This window comes from Amycolatopsis thermoflava N1165 (assembly GCF_000473265.1).
Classification (GTDB): Bacteria; Actinomycetota; Actinomycetes; order Mycobacteriales; family Pseudonocardiaceae; genus Amycolatopsis_E; species Amycolatopsis_E thermoflava.
The window spans coordinates 2,648,552-2,665,296 of record NZ_KI421511.1; the positions used below are offsets into that span (position 1 = coordinate 2,648,552).

The following is a 16,745-nucleotide window of genomic DNA, read 5'->3' on the forward strand; positions in this document are numbered from 1 at the left end:
GCTGGGGTCGTGAAGCCGACACTTCATGACCATGAGGGACGATACGTTGGCGCTGGTCAAGTGGCAAGCGACACGCCGAGTGTCACAGCCAGCTCAGGTGCGCGACGGCGCACGAACGAGGCTTCGACTTCATCGAGGTTCCACTGGCGGGTGCGGCGGGTGCCGTACTTCGTCCACCCGTCCTGCATCGCCCAATACCTGAGTGTCGCGGCGGGCACGGAGTAGTGGAAGGAGAGCGCTTCGGTGTCCAGCAGAACCAGGCGATCCGTCACACTGTGATTGTCCCACAATGGACCGGCAACGCCGGAGAGAAGACCACCAGTCGGGTAGCCACTACTCCGTCTCCGTAGCCAGCTCTGCTCGCTGCTGACGGCGAGGGATCACGGCCAACAACCTCCGCGTTTGGCAACCACCGGATCATCATGGCCAAACCACATGCCACAGTCACCACACAGATAGCGCGGCCACACGTCGCCCAGCTTACGGAGCTCGAGGAGATCGCCATTGTGTGGGCACGGCAACGGGGCCACACGGTCAAGTTCGTCGCGCGTAGCTTCGGCTAGGGCGCGGTCAGTGGTGGTGAAGTCGGAGTCGGTGACCGACCATCCGGTGTCGGTCTCGACCACCTGGCGGCGCGGCCTCACAGTCGCCATTCCTCGCGGTAGTCCGGGTGCTCGGCGTAGGGCAGAGCGAGCAGCTTCAGCGTGTCTTCCGCAAGTGGGATGCCTCCGACCTCGTCGAGACCGATCAGATGGTTGTTCTGCTCGGCGATGACCCCGATGCAGCGCTCGACGATCTGCCGTTTGGCGTCCACCTCGGCCAGCACGCGCTGAGGCTCGCCGCAGTCGCAGTCCTGCGCGTTGTACTCGTAGCCCCAGGAGAACTCGGAATGCGCTGAGCAGCCCTGCCCCTCGTGGAGATGCTCCGCACGAGCTTCCAGCGCGGCAAGGCGGGCGCGGAGGAACGCGATCAGGTCGTCCGTGGTCATCTGGTCTCCCCTTTGTAGTGCTGTGCTGCTTCTTCGATCCGCCTACCCAACCACGCCCAGTACCTTCGGTCCCACTCGTGACCTTGGGTGCACCAAGCCTTGTTGCCGTCGGTTTCGGCGTACACCACCCCGCCGCACTCGTCCTCGGGGCAAGGCCCCAGTTTGCGGGTGCGGGTGGGGTCGGCGAGGGGTGACAGGCCGCGGACGAGGTTGTGGAGTTCGCGGATCTCCTGCGCGAACTCGTCGAACCCGTCCAACTCGGCCCGCTTGCCGCACCAGTCGGTGAGGAACCGAACTTCCGACATGATCGTGGGCGGTTCGGGTGGGGTGGGCCGGTTAAACTCCTCCCTCACAGCGGTGGAGAGGCCGTGGAGGGTGCCGAGGATCGACCGCAGGCGGGTGTCGGTGTCGTCCGGCCCGTCGCCCCACGCCTTCGAGCGCACATCTCGGGCGACGATCACCTCGTCCCTGGCGGGGCTGGTGGACCGGAACCCTGGTGCCCGCCGGCCACCTGGGGTGGATCCCTTCTCCGCCGTCAACACCGACGCATAGAGTTCGATCTCCCGCAGCTGTCCCCGCACCCTGTCCAGACAGGGGTGGCACACGTGCCCAACATCGGCTCGGTGCTGCCGGTTCGACGGGCACGCCACACACACGCTCATCGGGACCTCCACAGGGCGACACGGCGGCGCAGGCTGTACGGCACCCACCGCTGCGCAAATGTGGGCTCAGGGACCTTCGCGGCGATGAGCGGGCGGGCGAGCATCCCCCCGGCTTCGGTCTCCTGAACCAGACGAACCACATCCTCCGGGGACACGTCGGGTGAGAGAAGCAGCAGCATCTGATGCTGCGGCGGGTGTCCCTTCCGGATGCCCATCGCCCTCGCGGTGCCAGGCTTCACCTTCGGGGCCGTGCTCACTTGCCCTCCTCGTCTCGTAGAGCCTTCCGGCGGGTGTTGTCGCATCTTCGACACTTCGGGCTGTGCCCCGGCTGGTACACCTTGCGGTTCTCCTCCGTCATCAAATGCAGCCCCTCAGGGCACAACGGGGGGTTCGTGTGGGAGTTGGATCAGGCCGAGCATGTCGAGTAGCTGGGCGCAGTCCTCGGCGTCATCGGCGTGGGCGGCGACGAACAGCGCCGCTTTCCGGGCGGTGTCTGGGTCCACCTCGCCGGCGCCTTTGAGGAGCGCGGTGCCGCGGGAGGCGAACCCGATGATGTCGTCCCCGGTTTGGCTGTTGAGCACGGTCACTTGGTCCTCCAGTGGGTGAGTCGCTGCCATGGGGTGGCGGGTCGCCACATGCGGCCCGGTAGGTGGAGGCCGGGGTGGTTCCAGAACCGGCCCACCTGGTTGCACATGTCGCAGATGGGGCGGAGCAGCCACAGCGCCCGGCAGCGGCAGCGCCACACGCCGCCAGCCGATCCGTCCGGGTCGATGTGGGTGTGTTCGGACTCCTCCCCCAACATGTGGATCGCGATCGTGCGGATGGTGATGGGTGGTTCGCAGGCGTGCAGGGGCTTCACCCAGTCACCTCGATGCCCAGGCGAGCCCCAAGAGCGTCGGCGTATCGCATCAGGGTGGACAGGCGTGGTTCGCGTCGGCCTGTCTCGAACATCGACACCTGCGGTCGTTGCATGCCCATGCGGTCGGCGATCTCCTCTTGCGAGATGCCGAGGCGTTTGCGGGTGGCGACGAGTTCGGCCACCAGCGTGTGGGGTTCAGTCGCCAACGACGGTCTCCTCATACGACGGGAACCATTCACCCCCCGCCACCCCGTTCGAGGCGGTAGGGAGGGTCGGCACAGGCTCAGAAGCAGCCGCGGTGGAGTCTTGGGCGCAGGGGTGGCAATGCCACCGCACCTCCCCATGCGGACATAGCGCGGCATGCTCGCTAGCAAGCTCAGTCACGGTTCGTCTCCGATCGCTGCATCGAGGCGGGCCAGGAAGTCGGACCAGGACCCTCCGGGGCCGCCGTCACTGATGGACGGTTCCTGGTAATTAAGTTGGCGGGCGTCCCCCGCCGATAGCTCCCCGCCCGCCGCGATCCATTCCGACGCGGTGTACACCTCGGCGTCACCGCCAGCGATGCGGGCCGCGAGTTCCCGCGCCCGGTCGCTCACACCGTCCGGGAGGATGACCCGGCCCCGGGACAACCTGGCCGGGATGGAGTCCCCAGCCGGTTGGGGGTTGTGTCGCCACACCTCATGACGCGAAAAGTCAGTCACGGTCCCTCCACAGGGGTGATGTCGTCGGCGGTGATGCCCGTCGTGTTCGGACGCACCAGCACATGCGCCAGCGGTGTCCTGTCCTGCGGACATTCGGGTGGTGCCGCCGCGCTGGAGACGTGCCCCTGGAACACCTCCACCCGCAGCGTCGTTCCTGGTGCCTGCCAGTCCCACATCATGGTGACCAGATCCGTTCGAGGCAGGTGGAAGCTGGGCAAGGCGATCGGGACACGCTTCCGCAGCACCTCCACCCACAGCGACGGCGGATCAGTCGCGCGCACCCACGAGTCAGTCATGGGGTGCCCACTCCTCCTGAAACCCAGAACGACCCCGGAAAGCCACGGCGAGGACGCGAAGTAGCTGCTGTGCCATGACCTGCTCGCCCTCGTCGACGTAGACCCCGCGCAAAGGAGGCTCGATCAGGTCGAGGATGCGGCGCTTGGACTCCACCTCCGCCATCATGCGGTGCGGGTCGAACCACTTCAGGTAGCGCACGTCGTAGCTAGGGCGTACGTTCTCGTCCAGATCCAGGCGGGTCCAGCCGCCGTTGTGCTCGGTGAGTAGCGGCAGATGCCCGAAGCCGTGCCCGGCGGCGGCAGCGCAGTTCCAGTCCTCATCAAGACAGGCGCGGAGGAACGCGATCAGAGCCTCAGTGTCACTCACGGCCGATCACCATCCTTGGCGTGCTTCGCCGACCGCTCGCGCCGCAGAAGGGCAAGCCCCCACAGCAGGAACACCCAAGTGCCCATCTTCGCGGCCAGCGCTGGCACACCGAGCCACGCAACATCGGTGATCTCGCGGGCCAAGTCGAACACCATCGCGGCGATAGCGCAGCCGACCGCCCACGTCAGGGTGTCGAGCGCATCGGACTTCGTCTTGTCAGGCATGGGTGGGTGTGTCCTCTCCAGAGGGGCGGGCCCCTTCAACCACTGCCGCGAAAGATCGCAGCCGGGAAGGGGTGAGCATGTCGGGATGGTTCGCGAGCCAGCGCAGCGCCCAGGCCGCTGCGACCCGCAGCTGCTGAGCAGTCCGCAGGGGCTTGGACAGGACCACGCGAGCTGAGCGCTTCACGCCCGGGGCGTAGGTGGCGGGAGCGTCGAACTTCGCAGACGCATAGGCAGCAGCCACGAGTTCGATGAACTTCACCGCGCGCTCGCGGTCCCCGAGCACCTCTTCGTACTCGCCCGGGAAGGGATGCTCCTGCTTGGTCTGCTCCACCCGACGCATGCTCTCCATGCGCCGGCGCACATCGTCAGTCACTGGTCGGGGTCCTCTCCAGAGGGGCAGCGACACAGGTCGCTGTCAGGGTCGTAGGTGACACTGCGCGGGTTCGCTGGGTCGCACCAGCAGACCGGCTCGTGCAGACGGCACCCATCGTCGTGGTACGAGTGGTCGTCGTAGACCGTCACTGCGGGTCCTTTCCTGTGGGGTGCTGGGACACACCCCGAAGAGCACGAAGAGCAGCCGCCGCGTGATCGATGTAGCGCTCACGTTCCGGTGCTCCAAGGAAGCCTGACCAGTACCGATTGAACGTCGCGTCGGTCCAGTACTGCCCGGTCTCCCTAGTTGCTTCTGCCCGCGCGAGGGATCGGGCGAGGCGTTCTACGGTGTCGGGGTCCTCAGGATCAACCCGAACCCAACCTCCGTTGAGGATCGCATCGGCGAGCTTGTTCGCAGAGGTCCACACCTGCGGGCCGACACTGCGTGTCGTGGGGAAGATCGGGACACAGTCGTCCTCGGGGTCCACGAACCCGCACTGCTTCAGGTGGCGGACCAGTTGGTCTCGGAGGTGGGTCACAACCCCTCCCCAGCGTTAGCGATCTCAAGGAGAACGTCCCCGTGACACGGCTGATCAAGAGGACACCAACAGACAAGGTCCTTGCCCGCGAGTTCGCGGCGGATCTCCTCGGGACTGGGGTAGTCCGTCAGCCACTTGCCGTGGAGGAGGCCGTTCTCGAAGTCGGAGACCGCGAAGTGGCGACGCTGGTTGTCGTCGAAGCGGTGGATGTAGGGCTCGCCGTCGATGCTGGTGGTCGTGCGGCTCGCGGGGTAGCTGGTCCAGTCGTACGGGTTGCCCCACTTGGTGGGCCGTCCGACGTACACCGCGTCTTCCGGCATGCGCCAGCCACGTGTCCGGCGACGCTGGATCCGCTTTGGCTCAGCCATCGTGTTCCTCCTTGTGGAGTTCGCTGGTCTCCGAAGCCCCAACGATGAGGCCAGTTTCGTTGGAAGTTGGGTCCGACGCTCCAACGTTGGTGGCAGGGCTGGTCTCCGAAACCGGACGGCCGGGCAACGGCTTGAGGACAGCGCTGCAAACACCGCAGCGTTCGAGGGTGCTGGACTCCTGGGTGTACCGGTCCGTCCCAACCTCGCGTTTGCACCAAGGGCACCAGTCCGTGCCTGTGCGAGTCTCCGCGAGCGTCGGCGGCTTCTTCTCTGTTCCAGTGACTCCGGTCGCCGGCGGGTTGGGCTGGTCCACCCCCAACACCCTCGGACCGGACGGTGCATGGTCGTCGTGCCAGGACGCGTACCAGTCCGGGACCTGGTCGCGGTTGCTCCTGCCGCTACAGATCGCGCAGGACCATCCGGGGCCAGACGCTCCGGGCGGTAAGTGGCTTGAACCTTCAGGGGCAAGGTTCAAGTTTTCGGCGTCGCACTTGAATGCGGGGGTGGCGGTACGCCACGACTCCAGCAACTCCATGATCTTCACAGCGCGGTTGGTGTCATGCCCGTCCAAACCGCCGGGGAGGCTGCGGAGGAGTTCCCGGATCTTCAGCTCGGCGGCAGAGGGGAGTTGGATGGCGTGTTCCCTCAACCCAGCCAACTCAGCACGCGCAGCGTCACGCTCACCGTTCGCCTTCGCACGTTCAGTGTTGACGACCCGGGCCCGCTCCCGCCACAGGCGGTACTCCCGCACTGCGGTCTTCAACAGTTCCCACAAGGCACGACGCTGCGAGTCGCCACCCGCCAGCTCCTCGCCGCACTTGCCGCAGCGGCCCTCCAACCAGCCGCGCTCAATCACCAGCGGATCCTCGTCCCACCGTGGTGTCGGGGTCTGGTCTCGAAGCCGAGCCATCTCGACAACGACGCGCGTCACCTGCTGTTCGACAAAGCGCGCCACCGAGGACATGTCGACCGTCTCCGTGGTCTCACCGAAGGCGGCGAGGATGGCGTCAAGCTGGTTCCAGGCGTCCTCCCGGCCCTCGAACGCGACCTCGTAGCGGCGGTTGGCCTTGTCCAGCTCGGTTTGCGGGACCAGGCGGTCCGCGTGCGCAGGCTCCGGGTTGCTGTCCGCGCCGGTGCCGAGGTGGTGTCGCAGCGACTCCCACCCACCCGTCGCGACCCACCAGAGGTCGTCCTTGCGCTTGAGCAACCCCAGCGTGTTCGACCAGTACAGCTCGGGCGGGTTGGTGTCGGTCACTGCTGCTCCTTCAAGTCCGGCCACGCAGTCGGCACCGCCCCGGTGGTGGCGGCGAGGTGCGCGAACAACACCCCCGGCTGGGTGGTCTCGTAGTGGGCGAGGGCCGTGGCGACGAGTTCGGCCCGTTCGGGGGTGCCGGTCGCGGCGACAGGGTTGCGGGAACCGGCGAACTCCACAGCCACGACCCACACGCTGTCGGGGAGGGTGTCGACGACGACGGTGGCGGGTTGGGCGGGTCGGGTGGCGAGCCACGCCCGGGTGGCCTCGATGTCACCCAACGGGGGCTTGCTGGTCACGGCTGGCATCGGTTCGACCTCGTGCCATTCGCCGTAGCGTTCGCCGGCGACCTTCAGCCACGCGGTGACGTTGGCTTCAGTGTCGAGTCCTGCGGGGACGGTGATGCCGGCGAGCCAGGGGTGTTGCTGCAGCAGGAAGGGCCGGGTCTCCTCGATCGCGCGGGGGATCTGGTGGGTGAGGTGGGATTGCCCGGTGACGTGGTCCACGAACTGCTGGACGCCAGGGAGCCCTCGCGGGGAGAGCAGCTGTCCGGTTGCGATGGTGAGGAGGTCGCCGAGGTGGAACCGGTTGCTGGTCACGACCGGTCCTCCCCAGACAGTCTTGCGCGGATCTCTGCTGCTGCCGCGTCGAGCCGCAGTTCGACGTCCATCGCGGTGTAGGTGGCGAGGGCTCCTTCGTCGTGGATCTCGCGGCGGATCCGTTCCAACTCGGCTGCGACACCGCGGGCGATCTGCTGGCGGAGTTCAGTGTTGTGGCGTTCCACCTGCGCCCGCAGTTCGTCGCGTTCGGCACGCAGCTCAGCCCTCGTCCGCATCAGGTCGACCTGTTCCGGTGTGGCCGTGTCGACGATGGCGGAGCCCTCACGCTGGTACCGACCGAGCCAGCACAGGTCACCTGGTTCGTAGGGAAGGTGCTCCACGTTGCACGCTGGACAGCGCGGATCCTGCTTCGCCTTGAGGTAGGTGGTGCCGCCTTGGGGCATGCGGCGGAACAGGTCGACGCGGGTGATGGGCTGCTGGGGTGGTGTGGGCGGTTGTGGGGTGGGCACGGTCAGGCTCCCTTCCGCACGCTGTCGGCGTGCTTCTCGTGCTCGATACCGTCCGGGTTGGTCAGATCGATCACCGCGTACCAGCGTTCGTGAACGCCTTCCTCGTACTCTTCGGTCCAGGTGTCGACGATCTGGCCGTCGGTCCACTGGTCGTGGCTGTTGAGGAACTGGACTTCGCCAGTCAGCGGGCTGTCGTCAGCCATTGGGGGTCTCCTCGGTGGGGGCGGTCAGGTACTTCGCGGGCTCGTAGCGGCTGTTCCACACGGCCTCGGTGTGCGATTTGAGAGCACCTGCCACGTCGTGGGCCTGGGCGATGGACAGCCCGTGGATGGTGGCCTTGTAGCGAGGTCCGCCGAGCGCGGGTTGTGTGGCGGCGATGTGGGTGTCGCGGTCGGCGGGGAGCGCGTTGAGGATGGCGGCGGCTTCGTGCCGGTCCATGCCGACGATGGTGAGTTCGACGTTCAGCGAGGCGGGATCACGCACGAGGTTTCTCCTCGGTGGGGGCGGACTTGCGTGCCAAATGGCGGTTGAGGTCGCGGTGGGCGCGGCGCTTGGTCCAGCCGTGTCCCGCGTTGCAATGCTCGGTCTGGTGCTCGGCGAGGTAGCCATTGAAGTAGTTGCTGACCGCGCGCCAGTTCCCGGCGCGAGCCTGCCTGATCGGGTAGCGCAGTGCTCGACGGAGAGGCCGGATCTTCCGGTGCTTCCAGTCGTGTAGCAGTCCTACGGGGTAGATGTCGACGTTGTCAGCCATCGTGGTCCTTGTCGGTGGAGGCGGACTGAGCGAGCACGAGACGGGTGATCGCCAGTGCGTGGGGGTAGTCGTTGGTGGTGTAGCCGTCCTCGACGCGCTCGGCGGTGACCTCGATCAGAGCTGCGAAGTTCTCGGCGAGTTGTGGCCCCATCGCAGCGATCCAGCGGGCGTCGGCCCAGTGGCAGGCGCCGACGTGGGTGACGAATGCGTCGTTCGCGGTGTGGATGTGGTCGAGCTGGTCGTTGTAGGTCCACGGGCCGTTCTGGGCTCCCGCGGCGAGTTCGCGGATCCGGGCTGCGGCCTGTCGTAGCAGGGTCGCCGGCGGGGTCTCAGACACCACTGGCCCCCTCCTCGATGTCGCCCGCGAGGATGTGCAGGTCGTCCGCTTCCGGCCAGATCACGTCGTCCTCTTCGGCGATGGCTGTCATGGCGTCGTCGAGGAGCCGCTCGGCAAGGTCGTTGTCGTCGTGGCCTGTGGAGTCCATCATCGGGGGTTCTCCTGGTGTGTGGTGTTGGCGTCGATCTCGTCGGCGAGGCGTTCGAGGTCGGTGTCGGTCCACGTGCAGTCGTGGTCGGCCAGCTTGCGGAGCATGGCGGCGACGGCGACGCGGGCGTTCTCGATCTGCACCTCCCGGGCTCGCCTCATGAGCGGCTGCGTCCGGGTGTGCGGCCCCCTGCTTCCGCCAGCCCGCAGCGAGGATCCGGTCGGCTGCGTTGAGCGCCATCCAGGTCGGGCCGCGGTCCTCGCCCCCGATGTCGTCGATGAGGGCGGCGAGCTGGTCGCGGTGTTCGTTGTGGGTGGTCATCACGCCTCCTCGACGAGCACGAAGCTCGGGGCGAGCGGCATGGGCTGCTTCTTCTCCCACGTGCCGCTGAGCCGGTCGATGGCCTGGCAGCGGAGGTAGGCGTACTTGCGGCCGACCTTGGTCACGGTGCAGCGGGTGTTCCCGTTCCACATGAACACCTGCCCCACTTCCGGGACGTACAGAGCCAGGTGCTGGTTGACCTGGCGGTCACGGCCCGCCGCGTCCGGGCCCCCGAAGTACTCGCCGCACGAGCACTCAGCGCGATGCACGACGCCCGTTGAGCGCGGGTTCTTCCAGCGACGCAGGATCGTGTGCTGCTCGGTCATGGTGGTTTCCTTGGTCATTTGGGGTCTCCCTGGTGGGGTCGAAAGGGTCAGGCGGTGGGGCCGAGGAACACGTCCGCGGCAGCTTCGGCGGCGGCGCGGTAGCGAATTTTCGCGCTGTCGGTGAGCCGGTCGAAGCTGGTCACCACGTCCGGCCACATGCCTTCGGCGATCGCGTGCGCGGCCTGCTCGACCAGTTCCGCTCGGTCGGCTGGAGACGCCGGCGCGAAGACGAACAGCGGCGTCTCGGTCACTGGTGGTCCTCCGTGTGTCGGACACCCGCGCGGCGGAGGTCGGTCAGCCTGGTCACGTCACACACCCCGGTCCTCAGTGATCACCTCGACGTTGCCCACACCAGCAGCCGACACGAAACCGTCGTTGTCCCAACGCACCGCGACACGCTGGGCATCGACGTCCGCAGTGACCGTGCCGTGGAGCTGGGGCACCAGCCGGAGGCGCACGCGGTCGCCCGGCTTCGGCCGGGGTGGTGTCTTGTCGCTCATCGGGTCTCCTCAGACAAAGCAGCGCGGGACTCAGACACGGCCAACTCGTCCAGGTCGACCCACTCGTAGAGCTGCCAACCCAGACCCTCCCGGTTGTCCACGTACACCGCGAGACGCTTCGACCGCAGAGCGCCGCACAGCCAGTTCGCCACCTCGTTCTGCACGTAGCGGTACACGGCGGCCTTCGACTCGTGACGCTTCATCGGGTTGCTGAACCCGCTGTAACGCGTGGCCCACAGCTTCCTCTTGGCGCTCATCGGTCCTCCTCGGAAAGAGCAGCACGGACCGGAGCTGGCACCTCGAAGCTGTAGACCTCGCCGCCCACCAACAGCCGCAAGTCGTGCCCGAACAGGGACTTCTCCCACAGGATCTCAGTGGCGTCGTCGATCGCCTCCAGGACACCGTCCAGGTTCCAGTCCGCGCCGAACCCGCTCCTACTCCGCGAGTGGATGACCTTGTCACCTCCGGGGACACGCCCGTCGCCCTTGCAGGTGGGGCACTCCTGGCCGATCTCGTACGCTGCCTCACGCGCAGCGGACTTGATCGCTTCGCGGTCGTAGTCGGTGCTCATCTCTTCTCCTCGGTCACAGAAACAGACAGGGAACAGTCGGCCTCGTACATCGCGAGCAGGTTCCCGACGACAACCGGGATGGACCCGACCTCGCGCTCTTCAGATACCGCACGAGCGGCCCGCAACGTCTCCCAGCGGAGCCGCGCCTCCTCGTCTGGGTACGGACTGAACACAGGTGGCTTGGCGCTCGCCGCCGGAGTACCGGGGATCGCGCCCACAACCGGAACCTCGGCGACCTCGATCACGGCCGCCCGCAGGCGCTCGCCGACGTTGCCCTCAGCCGTGGACCACACGCAGGTCCACTCCTCATTGCGCCGGTAGTCAGCATGATGGATTCGCGCCCAGATGCTGTAGCCGTCGCCGTGGTAGTGGTCTTCACGGCGGATCGTTCCGATGGGGTCGCTCATTTCTTCTCCGTCTCGGGGTAGGTGTAAGGCTCGCCGTACTGCCCGTTGGACCAGCGGTGAAGCTCCGACAACACAGACCGCATCGTGCGGGCCCGCGCCTCGGCCTCACGCCGCAACGACGGGTAGAAAGCAGCGTCGGCCAGGTAGTCGTCCCGCATCTGCCGGAGTGCTTGTTCGAGGTAGCGGCAGTCGTCGTGGTTCATGCCCTGCCCGGTGGGCGGGTTGGTGGTGTCGTTCATCGCGTCTCCCCAGACAGTCAGGACCAAGTCGGTGTACGTACACCATCATAGCTCAGGTGTACGTACACCGCAACAGCCGGTACTCTCACCCATGTACGTACACCACGCGAGGAGCAACACATGCCAGACGCACCCAAGACCCAACACAGGTCAGTCCGCATCGACGACGAAGACTGGAACGACCTCCAAACCCAAGCGAAGACCCAAGGACTCGACAGGGCCAAGGTCATCAACCGGCTCATTCGCTGGTACCTCCGCCGCCCGGGGGCGACCCTGCCGAAACGTCCCTAGCCCTGCGGAGACGGATCGCGTGCGCCGGCGAGCAACCCAACGGTTTCCCGTCGGCGTTCACGCACACCTCCCCCGCAGGGACACTGCACCCGTACGGGGGTTCGGGGCAGTCCACGGCGAGGGAGTCGTCTCGGAGTTGTCGCCATTCCATGTCGGCGATCTCCCGGCGAGTGCGTCTCATGGTGGCCTCACTCCGTCTCGAACGGGGAAGTTGCCCGGTAAACGAAGGCGCAGGGGAACGTGAGCTGCTCGTTGGTGAGGCCAACGATCTGGCTCATCCTGGAGGCTTGGTAGACCCAGCCGCGGTCGCCGACGAGTTTTGTCCAGACGCAGTTGGGGATGTACTGGTGTGTCGCTCCCTCGGTCATGACACCTCCCAGAGGGGTTGGTGGTTGCAGCGGATCGGGGGTTCGATGATGTGACCGCGGCCGGGGACGAGGCGGTAGCCGTCGATGTTGCAGAGCCTGCAGGCTCGGAGGGTGTTGGCGGTGTCGCGTTCCCAGGCTTGGAGGGCGAGTCGGGCTTCTTTGCAGGCACCACAGTTCGGGGGTTTGGGGTTGTCCACATGTTGTGGACAACGTGCGGACGGTCGGTTGCTCCCCTCCCCTACTCTCCCCTCCTCTCCCCTCCCCTCCGCCAATGAGTGACTCCGTGAATCGTTCAGTGAACTGCTCACGTCGTCTTTCCCTGCGTCTTCACCGCCGCATCCCGTGTGGAGGATCTGCACGTTCTTCGGGTGCGCCGAACCGCGACGGATCAACGACAACGCCAAATCGTTGCGCGCGATGTCCCCTCCGCAGCGGGCGCACGACCAGTCGTCCCGCTCCCCGTACGCCTCCCTCACGTCCGGGTTGGACAGCGGAGGCGGAGGAAGCCGCGACGTTTGGGGCCGGTTCGGCTTCTGCGCGTCCCTAAACCCCGGAATCCACCCCAACCGCTGTCGTGTCGCGCCGGCCTCGTACGGGACCACGTGGCCGCCCGCGACGATGGCGACCATCAGTTCCTCGACGTAGTCGTTGGGTAGGTCGTCGTAACGGAAGGCTTGCGAGTTCAGGAACGTCGCTGTCCACCGCACCAGGCCCTCGTCGTCGGTGACGTTCCACGAGGCGAGGAACAGCAGCCGAGCGTCCCGCGGGAGCGCGCCGATGCCTTCGTGGTCCCAGAACTCGGGGCGCACCGATCGGATCCTTGCCATCAGCTCACCCGTGCCCGGTTGTTGCGTTTGCGGTTGCGCTGGTACTCCCGCTCCCCTGTCACCACCCACTCCATCCGCTCGCCACGCGCGTACGCGGCGTGGGCGCGTTTGAGGTACAGCTGGTACGACGGGTCGTCGTACGGGAGTTCTGGGGGGCGAGCAGCGGCGACCATGTCCGCCAACACCAGCACCAACCCCACCAGCCGGGCAGGGTTCGCCCCAGCCTGATACCGGAGCGCCATCTCCTCCTGCTCGAGCGTGCCGTCTATCGCCAGGTCGACGAGCCGGTTGGCCTGATGCAGGAGCGACATGCTCGGAATCAACGGTCCTCCTACGCTTCGACCGCGCTCAACAGCCCGGTCTCGTAGCCCTTCGCCACAGCGTGGGCCCGGTCCGTCACCCCCAACTTCCGGAACATGCGGCGGGCGTGGGTTTTCACGGTGTCTTCGGAGATGTAGATCTGCCGGCCGATCTCACCGTTCGTCATGCCGCGGGACATGCCCAACAGGACCTGCATCTCCCGGTCGGTCAACACTTGCGATGCGGCCAGGGGTGTTTTGGGTTTGGGGGTGCGCATCCGCTTCACCGTCAGCGGCACCATCTGGAACGGCAGCATCGTGTACCGCTGGGTCTGTGAGGGGGCGCTGGGGTGGTGGAGCAGTTCGATGGGCTTCAACCGCAGCCACTCCACCAGGTCGGGCCACACATCGGGGTGCACCAGCACTGCACGCATCTCGGTCATTTCGGGGTCTCCTTCGTCACGGCGTCCACCCGGTGTTGGGCGGACGCGAAAGCATCGGCGTAGCAGCGCAGAACCGTGGCCACGGTGAGGGCGGTGCCGGCGACTCGGTCGGCGACCTGGTCAAGGACGCGGGCGATGAGGCCGTTCACGCGGTCACCCGCGTCCCCGCGGTCAACACACTCCACGTGGCCACGGACTGCTGTGACAAGGCCTGCGAGGGCCAGTGGGACCGGCAGTGCGGCGGCACCCACAACACGTGCCACGGCAGGGCGTTACCGCCGTAGAACCGCACGTCGTGGATCACCACGACACCCTCGGGTGACTGGCGAAGCTCGTGAACAGTCATGCGACACCGTCCAGGTCTCGGTTGAGAAGTCGTTCAATGCGGGCCGCTCCCTCGGGGGAGATCAGCGTGGTGGTTTCTTCCTCGCCACGCTGGTTGACGTGCCCGTTCGGGCGGGCACACGCCCAGCCCTTCTTCACCCACTCCGCGCACGGAGCGTTCTTCGGGCGCTGCAGGAGAACACCCAACTCCCGCAGCCGCTCGAACATCTTGTTCCGGCCCCACCCGATCGCTCGAGCAACGTCGGATACTTGCAGCCACCCGTCACGGTCGATGAACGCCTGCCACGCCTCGACCTTCGGGGCGTCTGCCTGAACCTTGTCCTCGAGAGCCTTCCGTGCCCGCACCTGCTCGAGGAGGTGCACCAGGGCGGTCTCGTAGTCCTGCGGCAGCTGCTTGTCCGCCGGCCGGGTATCCACCACCCCGGTCTCCCGGAGCTCCCGCAGGATCGCCTTCACTCGCGTCTTGAGCGACCTCGCTGAGGGAAGTGTGGATCGGAAGATCAGCTCCCAGATGCCGTCCTCGTAGATGACGGACAACTGCTGGTTGCCACCGGGGGTGCGGCAGATCGCCGTACCCTTCTCGTCGTCGTCGAGCATCTTGAGCGCATCGCTGGTGCGGGAGTAACCCATCGCTCGAGCGAACGCGGGTGCTTGGACGTAGGCGCGACCGTCGTCGGCGATGCCGAAGTGCTCGGGGTCCAGTCCCTCACCGGCACCTTCGAACAGGGACAGCTCAGTCACGGACACCTCCGGTCAGGTCAGCAGTCGGGGCGGGGGTGGCGCAGCAGGGGCCGGCGAACCCTGTCGGCACGAGACGTTCGATCTCCTGCCCGGCCTTGTAGGGTTCGCCGCAGCGGAGGCAGCGGCCGTCGTAGCGGGACACGAACAGCCGCATCCGGCCGTTCACCCGCACCGGCGGGGGCATGTCGGTGGGGATGTCTCGTTCGAAGAACCGTTCGTGCCCGGTCTGGTCGTAGTGCAGGTGCTCCCACGAGATCCGGTCGTTCTCTGTGGGGAACTCGTACTCGGGCGAGTCGCAGTCCTGGCAGATGACGAGGTGGCGGGTCATGACGACTTCTTGAACGGAAGCTGGGGGTTCTGCTGGCGCTTGGACTCTTTCTCGAGCTCGGAGAGCGACCTCGTCTTGCGCGAGTAGAGACCTCGGGCGGCGAGGATGTTCTTCGTTTCGAAGTCGAGACGAGAACGTTCGATCTGGGAGAGCTGGTCCCGGGGCGTGGCGACGATGAGCCTGGCGGCTCGGTCGGTGGCGCGGTACGCCTTCCGTCGACGCCGTTCAATCTCGTCGAGGTTTCCTCGGGCGTCGATGACGATCCAGCCGAAACGCGAGACCGTGCGAACAGTCTGTTGCCTGTCCTCTTCGAGGTGTTTCTTGGCTTCGCGCATGACGGCCCACGCCGTGTCTGTGTCGATGTCGAGGAGCTCTTTCAGCTCGTCCACGGTGATGTCGTCACCGGGGTTACGCTCCACGACGAGGTCGTAGGCGTAGCGCCATCGGGCGCGGTCCCCGTTCGCGGGCTGGAATGGCTTGGTCACTGGTTCTCCGCTGGTCAATCGGTGACAGCACCGATGAACTTGCCGTAGAAGCGGCGGTAGTCGCCGATGCCGATGAGCTTCCCGGCCTTCTCCACGATGTCCTGGAACTCCTCGGGGTCGATGACTTGCGGGTCGATGTCGACGCCGATCGAGGCGGACCAGTCGGGGAAGATAGGGCGGACGCGCGGGATGCGCTGCCGCTGCACGGCGACCATGCGGCGGTCGACGAACGGGGAGTCACCGTTGTCGCCCCACAGCTTTTCGATGTCCCGGGGGCCGTCGTACTCCAGGCGGGCGCGGGTGCTTTCGAAAATGACTCCGCGTTCGATCTTTTTCCCGGAGCGGGTGAGGCTTCCGGCCTCCATGAGGCAGCGGAAAATGTTCTCCGCTGGGAGGTACGGGCCGAGTTCCTCGTCGTAGTACAGGCCGCCGGCGAACGACAAACGGTCGATCTCGAGCTTGTCCTCCTCAGTCTTCTTTGTCTTCTTCGCGGTGAGCTTCTTGATCTCACGCACGTAGGGGTCCTGGTCGTCGGCCAGCCGCACGTTGTGCATCAGCAGTGGTGCGGTGCCGACCATCTCGATCCTCATGGGGTGTCTCCTCTCTCAGGTGCTGCGCTGGAGTCCCTGTCCCGCCATTGCGGGTGACGTGGCGCGCTGACCTTTGTGGGAGTCGAGGACTCGAACCTCGATGTATGCCGTTCTCCCCTTTCCTTGCCGCGCAGAGCCTCGCCGCGGCCAGCCTGGCCCCGCCATGTCCTGCGTGGAGGCCGGGGACTCGAACCCCGGAGTGGTCCACTCCGCCCGCCTTCCTTGCCATGCCTCGCCTCGCGTGGCCCCGCCCTGCCTTGCCTGGGCTCGCGTGCGGGTCGGGGACTTGAACCCCGATGTATGCCGTTCCCGCTCCTTCCCTGCCGGGCCTTGCCTCACCGTGCGTGGCCTGGCCGTGCCTTGCCCCGTCTTGCCTGGCCCTGCGTGGGAGCCACGGACTCGAACCGTGGTGTGTGCCGCTCTCCCGCCATTCCCTTGCCATGCCGCGGCCTGCGTTGCCGGGCCCAGCCACGCCAAGCGGTGGCTCGTGTGGGCGTCGAGGCCTCGAACCCACCGGTGTATGCCATCCGCCCGCCTTCCTCGCCATGCCGGACCATGCCAATCCCAGCCATGCCTGGCCTTGCATGGCCACGCGTGCTCCCAACGGGAGTCGAACCCGCTGTACGACCATCGGAGCCACCTTTCCTCGCCGTGCCGCGCCTAGCCGGACCGCGCCTCGCCGGGCCAAGCCCAGGCGTGCCGCGCCGTGCCACGCGTGGGAGCTCAGGGCT

The 16,745-nt window shown here is 66.6% G+C and carries 37 protein-coding genes; all 37 read right to left on the reverse strand.

The window, feature by feature from the left end; translation table 11 throughout:
- Positions 1–56: 56 nt before the first annotated feature.
- Positions 57–272, reverse strand: coding sequence for a hypothetical protein (locus AMYTH_RS0113170; protein WP_027930715.1), 216 nt, complete (start codon positions 270–272; stop codon positions 57–59).
- Between the two features lie 368 nt (positions 273–640).
- A complete protein-coding gene (locus AMYTH_RS47025; RefSeq protein ID WP_051362653.1) occupies positions 641–988 on the reverse strand; it encodes a DUF6221 family protein in 348 nt (115 codons plus the stop codon).
- The gene (locus tag AMYTH_RS0113180) at positions 985–1,569 is read right to left on the reverse strand and encodes a hypothetical protein (protein ID WP_157360596.1); all 585 of its coding nucleotides are present in this window, start codon (positions 1,567–1,569) and stop codon (positions 985–987) included. The genes AMYTH_RS47025 and AMYTH_RS0113180 overlap by 4 nt, the downstream gene beginning before the upstream one ends.
- 452 nt (positions 1,570–2,021) lie before the next feature.
- Complete coding sequence (locus tag AMYTH_RS44730; protein ID WP_037322521.1) at positions 2,022–2,237, reverse strand: hypothetical protein; 216 nt, start codon at positions 2,235–2,237, stop codon at positions 2,022–2,024.
- 268 nt (positions 2,238–2,505) lie between these two features.
- Complete coding sequence (locus tag AMYTH_RS49510; protein WP_167344584.1) at positions 2,506–2,715, reverse strand: helix-turn-helix domain-containing protein; 210 nt, start codon at positions 2,713–2,715, stop codon at positions 2,506–2,508.
- Between the two features lie 491 nt (positions 2,716–3,206).
- On the reverse strand, positions 3,207–3,506 hold the full coding sequence (locus tag AMYTH_RS0113210) for a hypothetical protein (protein WP_027930720.1): 300 nt from the start codon (positions 3,504–3,506) through the stop codon (positions 3,207–3,209).
- Positions 3,499–3,873, reverse strand: a complete 375-nt coding sequence (locus tag AMYTH_RS0113215) for a DUF6221 family protein (RefSeq protein ID WP_027930721.1) — start codon at positions 3,871–3,873, stop codon at positions 3,499–3,501. Before AMYTH_RS0113215 ends, AMYTH_RS0113210 begins: the two co-directional genes overlap by 8 nt.
- Positions 3,870–4,097, reverse strand: a complete 228-nt coding sequence (locus AMYTH_RS0113220; RefSeq protein WP_027930722.1) for a hypothetical protein — start codon at positions 4,095–4,097, stop codon at positions 3,870–3,872. Before AMYTH_RS0113220 ends, AMYTH_RS0113215 begins: the two co-directional genes overlap by 4 nt.
- Entirely contained in the window at positions 4,090–4,470 is a 381-nt protein-coding gene (locus tag AMYTH_RS0113225) for a hypothetical protein (RefSeq protein ID WP_037322523.1), read from the reverse strand. The genes AMYTH_RS0113220 and AMYTH_RS0113225 overlap by 8 nt, the downstream gene beginning before the upstream one ends.
- 145 nt (positions 4,471–4,615) lie before the next feature.
- On the reverse strand, positions 4,616–5,008 hold the full coding sequence (locus AMYTH_RS48830; protein ID WP_157360597.1) for a hypothetical protein: 393 nt from the start codon (positions 5,006–5,008) through the stop codon (positions 4,616–4,618).
- A complete protein-coding gene (locus tag AMYTH_RS0113230) occupies positions 5,005–5,376 on the reverse strand; it encodes a DUF4326 domain-containing protein (RefSeq protein WP_027930724.1) in 372 nt (123 codons plus the stop codon). The genes AMYTH_RS48830 and AMYTH_RS0113230 overlap by 4 nt, the downstream gene beginning before the upstream one ends.
- Positions 5,369–6,631, reverse strand: a complete 1,263-nt coding sequence (locus AMYTH_RS0113235; RefSeq protein WP_027930725.1) for a hypothetical protein — start codon at positions 6,629–6,631, stop codon at positions 5,369–5,371. Before AMYTH_RS0113235 ends, AMYTH_RS0113230 begins: the two co-directional genes overlap by 8 nt.
- The gene (locus AMYTH_RS0113240) at positions 6,628–7,227 is read right to left on the reverse strand and encodes a DUF7736 domain-containing protein (RefSeq protein ID WP_027930726.1); all 600 of its coding nucleotides are present in this window, start codon (positions 7,225–7,227) and stop codon (positions 6,628–6,630) included. Before AMYTH_RS0113240 ends, AMYTH_RS0113235 begins: the two co-directional genes overlap by 4 nt.
- Entirely contained in the window at positions 7,224–7,697 is a 474-nt protein-coding gene (locus AMYTH_RS0113245) for a hypothetical protein (RefSeq protein WP_157360598.1), read from the reverse strand. The genes AMYTH_RS0113240 and AMYTH_RS0113245 overlap by 4 nt, the downstream gene beginning before the upstream one ends.
- A 2-nt stretch (positions 7,698–7,699) precedes the next feature.
- Positions 7,700–7,900 (reverse strand): hypothetical protein, encoded by a 201-nt coding sequence (locus tag AMYTH_RS0113250; RefSeq protein ID WP_027930728.1) that lies wholly within the window; start codon positions 7,898–7,900, stop codon positions 7,700–7,702.
- Positions 7,893–8,180 carry a hypothetical protein gene (locus tag AMYTH_RS0113255; RefSeq protein WP_027930729.1) on the reverse strand — a complete coding sequence of 96 codons (288 nt, stop codon included), beginning with the start codon at positions 8,178–8,180 and terminating at the stop codon, positions 7,893–7,895. Before AMYTH_RS0113255 ends, AMYTH_RS0113250 begins: the two co-directional genes overlap by 8 nt.
- A complete protein-coding gene (locus tag AMYTH_RS0113260; protein WP_027930730.1) occupies positions 8,173–8,448 on the reverse strand; it encodes a hypothetical protein in 276 nt (91 codons plus the stop codon). The genes AMYTH_RS0113255 and AMYTH_RS0113260 overlap by 8 nt, the downstream gene beginning before the upstream one ends.
- Positions 8,441–8,785 carry a hypothetical protein gene (locus AMYTH_RS0113265; protein ID WP_157360599.1) on the reverse strand — a complete coding sequence of 115 codons (345 nt, stop codon included), beginning with the start codon at positions 8,783–8,785 and terminating at the stop codon, positions 8,441–8,443. Before AMYTH_RS0113265 ends, AMYTH_RS0113260 begins: the two co-directional genes overlap by 8 nt.
- Positions 8,778–8,936 (reverse strand): hypothetical protein, encoded by a 159-nt coding sequence (locus AMYTH_RS48835; protein ID WP_157360600.1) that lies wholly within the window; start codon positions 8,934–8,936, stop codon positions 8,778–8,780. The genes AMYTH_RS0113265 and AMYTH_RS48835 overlap by 8 nt, the downstream gene beginning before the upstream one ends.
- Positions 8,933–9,094, reverse strand: a complete 162-nt coding sequence (locus tag AMYTH_RS48840) for a hypothetical protein (protein ID WP_157360601.1) — start codon at positions 9,092–9,094, stop codon at positions 8,933–8,935. The genes AMYTH_RS48835 and AMYTH_RS48840 overlap by 4 nt, the downstream gene beginning before the upstream one ends.
- A gap of 159 nt (positions 9,095–9,253) precedes the next feature.
- The gene (locus AMYTH_RS0113280) at positions 9,254–9,598 is read right to left on the reverse strand and encodes a hypothetical protein (protein ID WP_027930732.1); all 345 of its coding nucleotides are present in this window, start codon (positions 9,596–9,598) and stop codon (positions 9,254–9,256) included.
- A 29-nt stretch (positions 9,599–9,627) separates the two neighbouring features.
- Positions 9,628–9,831, reverse strand: coding sequence for a hypothetical protein (locus tag AMYTH_RS0113285; RefSeq protein ID WP_051362655.1), 204 nt, complete (start codon positions 9,829–9,831; stop codon positions 9,628–9,630).
- A gap of 57 nt (positions 9,832–9,888) precedes the next feature.
- A complete protein-coding gene (locus tag AMYTH_RS0113290) occupies positions 9,889–10,080 on the reverse strand; it encodes a hypothetical protein (RefSeq protein ID WP_027930734.1) in 192 nt (63 codons plus the stop codon).
- Positions 10,077–10,337, reverse strand: a complete 261-nt coding sequence (locus AMYTH_RS0113295) for a hypothetical protein (RefSeq protein WP_027930735.1) — start codon at positions 10,335–10,337, stop codon at positions 10,077–10,079. Before AMYTH_RS0113295 ends, AMYTH_RS0113290 begins: the two co-directional genes overlap by 4 nt.
- Positions 10,334–10,651 (reverse strand): hypothetical protein, encoded by a 318-nt coding sequence (locus AMYTH_RS0113300; protein WP_027930736.1) that lies wholly within the window; start codon positions 10,649–10,651, stop codon positions 10,334–10,336. The genes AMYTH_RS0113295 and AMYTH_RS0113300 overlap by 4 nt, the downstream gene beginning before the upstream one ends.
- Positions 10,648–11,058, reverse strand: coding sequence for a hypothetical protein (locus tag AMYTH_RS0113305; protein WP_027930737.1), 411 nt, complete (start codon positions 11,056–11,058; stop codon positions 10,648–10,650). The genes AMYTH_RS0113300 and AMYTH_RS0113305 overlap by 4 nt, the downstream gene beginning before the upstream one ends.
- Positions 11,055–11,297: a hypothetical protein gene (locus tag AMYTH_RS0113310; protein ID WP_027930738.1), complete on the reverse strand. Its 243-nt coding sequence runs from the start codon at positions 11,295–11,297 to the stop codon at positions 11,055–11,057. The genes AMYTH_RS0113305 and AMYTH_RS0113310 overlap by 4 nt, the downstream gene beginning before the upstream one ends.
- Before the next feature lie 479 nt (positions 11,298–11,776).
- Positions 11,777–11,956: a hypothetical protein gene (locus AMYTH_RS0113315; protein ID WP_027930739.1), complete on the reverse strand. Its 180-nt coding sequence runs from the start codon at positions 11,954–11,956 to the stop codon at positions 11,777–11,779.
- The gene (locus AMYTH_RS0113320) at positions 11,953–12,765 is read right to left on the reverse strand and encodes a hypothetical protein (RefSeq protein ID WP_027930740.1); all 813 of its coding nucleotides are present in this window, start codon (positions 12,763–12,765) and stop codon (positions 11,953–11,955) included. The genes AMYTH_RS0113315 and AMYTH_RS0113320 overlap by 4 nt, the downstream gene beginning before the upstream one ends.
- A gap of 17 nt (positions 12,766–12,782) precedes the next feature.
- Positions 12,783–13,094, reverse strand: coding sequence for a hypothetical protein (locus tag AMYTH_RS0113325; RefSeq protein WP_027930741.1), 312 nt, complete (start codon positions 13,092–13,094; stop codon positions 12,783–12,785).
- 20 nt (positions 13,095–13,114) lie between these two features.
- Positions 13,115–13,525: a response regulator transcription factor gene (locus AMYTH_RS51200; protein WP_084022578.1), complete on the reverse strand. Its 411-nt coding sequence runs from the start codon at positions 13,523–13,525 to the stop codon at positions 13,115–13,117.
- Complete coding sequence (locus AMYTH_RS48845; protein ID WP_157360602.1) at positions 13,522–13,674, reverse strand: hypothetical protein; 153 nt, start codon at positions 13,672–13,674, stop codon at positions 13,522–13,524. Before AMYTH_RS48845 ends, AMYTH_RS51200 begins: the two co-directional genes overlap by 4 nt.
- Positions 13,671–13,871, reverse strand: a complete 201-nt coding sequence (locus tag AMYTH_RS0113340; protein ID WP_027930742.1) for a hypothetical protein — start codon at positions 13,869–13,871, stop codon at positions 13,671–13,673. Before AMYTH_RS0113340 ends, AMYTH_RS48845 begins: the two co-directional genes overlap by 4 nt.
- Positions 13,868–14,611, reverse strand: a complete 744-nt coding sequence (locus AMYTH_RS47030; protein WP_051362656.1) for a phage antirepressor KilAC domain-containing protein — start codon at positions 14,609–14,611, stop codon at positions 13,868–13,870. Before AMYTH_RS47030 ends, AMYTH_RS0113340 begins: the two co-directional genes overlap by 4 nt.
- On the reverse strand, positions 14,604–14,939 hold the full coding sequence (locus tag AMYTH_RS0113350; protein WP_027930743.1) for a hypothetical protein: 336 nt from the start codon (positions 14,937–14,939) through the stop codon (positions 14,604–14,606). Before AMYTH_RS0113350 ends, AMYTH_RS47030 begins: the two co-directional genes overlap by 8 nt.
- Positions 14,936–15,424 carry a hypothetical protein gene (locus tag AMYTH_RS0113355; RefSeq protein ID WP_027930744.1) on the reverse strand — a complete coding sequence of 163 codons (489 nt, stop codon included), beginning with the start codon at positions 15,422–15,424 and terminating at the stop codon, positions 14,936–14,938. The genes AMYTH_RS0113350 and AMYTH_RS0113355 overlap by 4 nt, the downstream gene beginning before the upstream one ends.
- A gap of 14 nt (positions 15,425–15,438) precedes the next feature.
- Positions 15,439–16,014: a hypothetical protein gene (locus tag AMYTH_RS0113360; RefSeq protein WP_027930745.1), complete on the reverse strand. Its 576-nt coding sequence runs from the start codon at positions 16,012–16,014 to the stop codon at positions 15,439–15,441.
- Between the last annotated feature and the right edge of the window lie 731 nt (positions 16,015–16,745).

What these genes read in the sequence shown, in the direction of transcription:
- AMYTH_RS47025 (WP_051362653.1), bottom strand. Translation starts at nt 988, where the DNA reads ATGACCACGGACGACCTGATCGCGTTCCTCCGCGCCCGCCTTGCCGCG.
- AMYTH_RS0113210 (WP_027930720.1), bottom strand. Translation starts at nt 3,506, where the DNA reads ATGACTGACTCGTGGGTGCGCGCGACTGATCCGCCGTCGCTGTGGGTG.
- AMYTH_RS0113220 (WP_027930722.1), bottom strand. Translation starts at nt 4,097, where the DNA reads ATGCCTGACAAGACGAAGTCCGATGCGCTCGACACCCTGACGTGGGCG.
- AMYTH_RS0113230 (WP_027930724.1), bottom strand. Translation starts at nt 5,376, where the DNA reads ATGGCTGAGCCAAAGCGGATCCAGCGTCGCCGGACACGTGGCTGGCGC.
- AMYTH_RS0113250 (WP_027930728.1), bottom strand. Translation starts at nt 7,900, where the DNA reads ATGGCTGACGACAGCCCGCTGACTGGCGAAGTCCAGTTCCTCAACAGC.
- AMYTH_RS0113260 (WP_027930730.1), bottom strand. Translation starts at nt 8,448, where the DNA reads ATGGCTGACAACGTCGACATCTACCCCGTAGGACTGCTACACGACTGG.
- AMYTH_RS48835 (WP_157360600.1), bottom strand. Translation starts at nt 8,936, where the DNA reads ATGATGGACTCCACAGGCCACGACGACAACGACCTTGCCGAGCGGCTC.
- AMYTH_RS48840 (WP_157360601.1), bottom strand. Translation starts at nt 9,094, where the DNA reads ATGAGGCGAGCCCGGGAGGTGCAGATCGAGAACGCCCGCGTCGCCGTC.
- AMYTH_RS0113280 (WP_027930732.1), bottom strand. Translation starts at nt 9,598, where the DNA reads ATGACCAAGGAAACCACCATGACCGAGCAGCACACGATCCTGCGTCGC.
- AMYTH_RS0113290 (WP_027930734.1), bottom strand. Translation starts at nt 10,080, where the DNA reads ATGAGCGACAAGACACCACCCCGGCCGAAGCCGGGCGACCGCGTGCGC.
- AMYTH_RS0113295 (WP_027930735.1), bottom strand. Translation starts at nt 10,337, where the DNA reads ATGAGCGCCAAGAGGAAGCTGTGGGCCACGCGTTACAGCGGGTTCAGC.
- AMYTH_RS0113300 (WP_027930736.1), bottom strand. Translation starts at nt 10,651, where the DNA reads ATGAGCACCGACTACGACCGCGAAGCGATCAAGTCCGCTGCGCGTGAG.
- AMYTH_RS0113305 (WP_027930737.1), bottom strand. Translation starts at nt 11,058, where the DNA reads ATGAGCGACCCCATCGGAACGATCCGCCGTGAAGACCACTACCACGGC.
- AMYTH_RS0113310 (WP_027930738.1), bottom strand. Translation starts at nt 11,297, where the DNA reads ATGAACGACACCACCAACCCGCCCACCGGGCAGGGCATGAACCACGAC.
- AMYTH_RS0113315 (WP_027930739.1), bottom strand. Translation starts at nt 11,956, where the DNA reads ATGACCGAGGGAGCGACACACCAGTACATCCCCAACTGCGTCTGGACA.
- AMYTH_RS0113325 (WP_027930741.1), bottom strand. Translation starts at nt 13,094, where the DNA reads ATGTCGCTCCTGCATCAGGCCAACCGGCTCGTCGACCTGGCGATAGAC.
- AMYTH_RS51200 (WP_084022578.1), bottom strand. Translation starts at nt 13,525, where the DNA reads ATGACCGAGATGCGTGCAGTGCTGGTGCACCCCGATGTGTGGCCCGAC.
- AMYTH_RS0113340 (WP_027930742.1), bottom strand. Translation starts at nt 13,871, where the DNA reads ATGACTGTTCACGAGCTTCGCCAGTCACCCGAGGGTGTCGTGGTGATC.
- AMYTH_RS0113350 (WP_027930743.1), bottom strand. Translation starts at nt 14,939, where the DNA reads ATGACCCGCCACCTCGTCATCTGCCAGGACTGCGACTCGCCCGAGTAC.
- AMYTH_RS0113360 (WP_027930745.1), bottom strand. Translation starts at nt 16,014, where the DNA reads ATGAGGATCGAGATGGTCGGCACCGCACCACTGCTGATGCACAACGTG.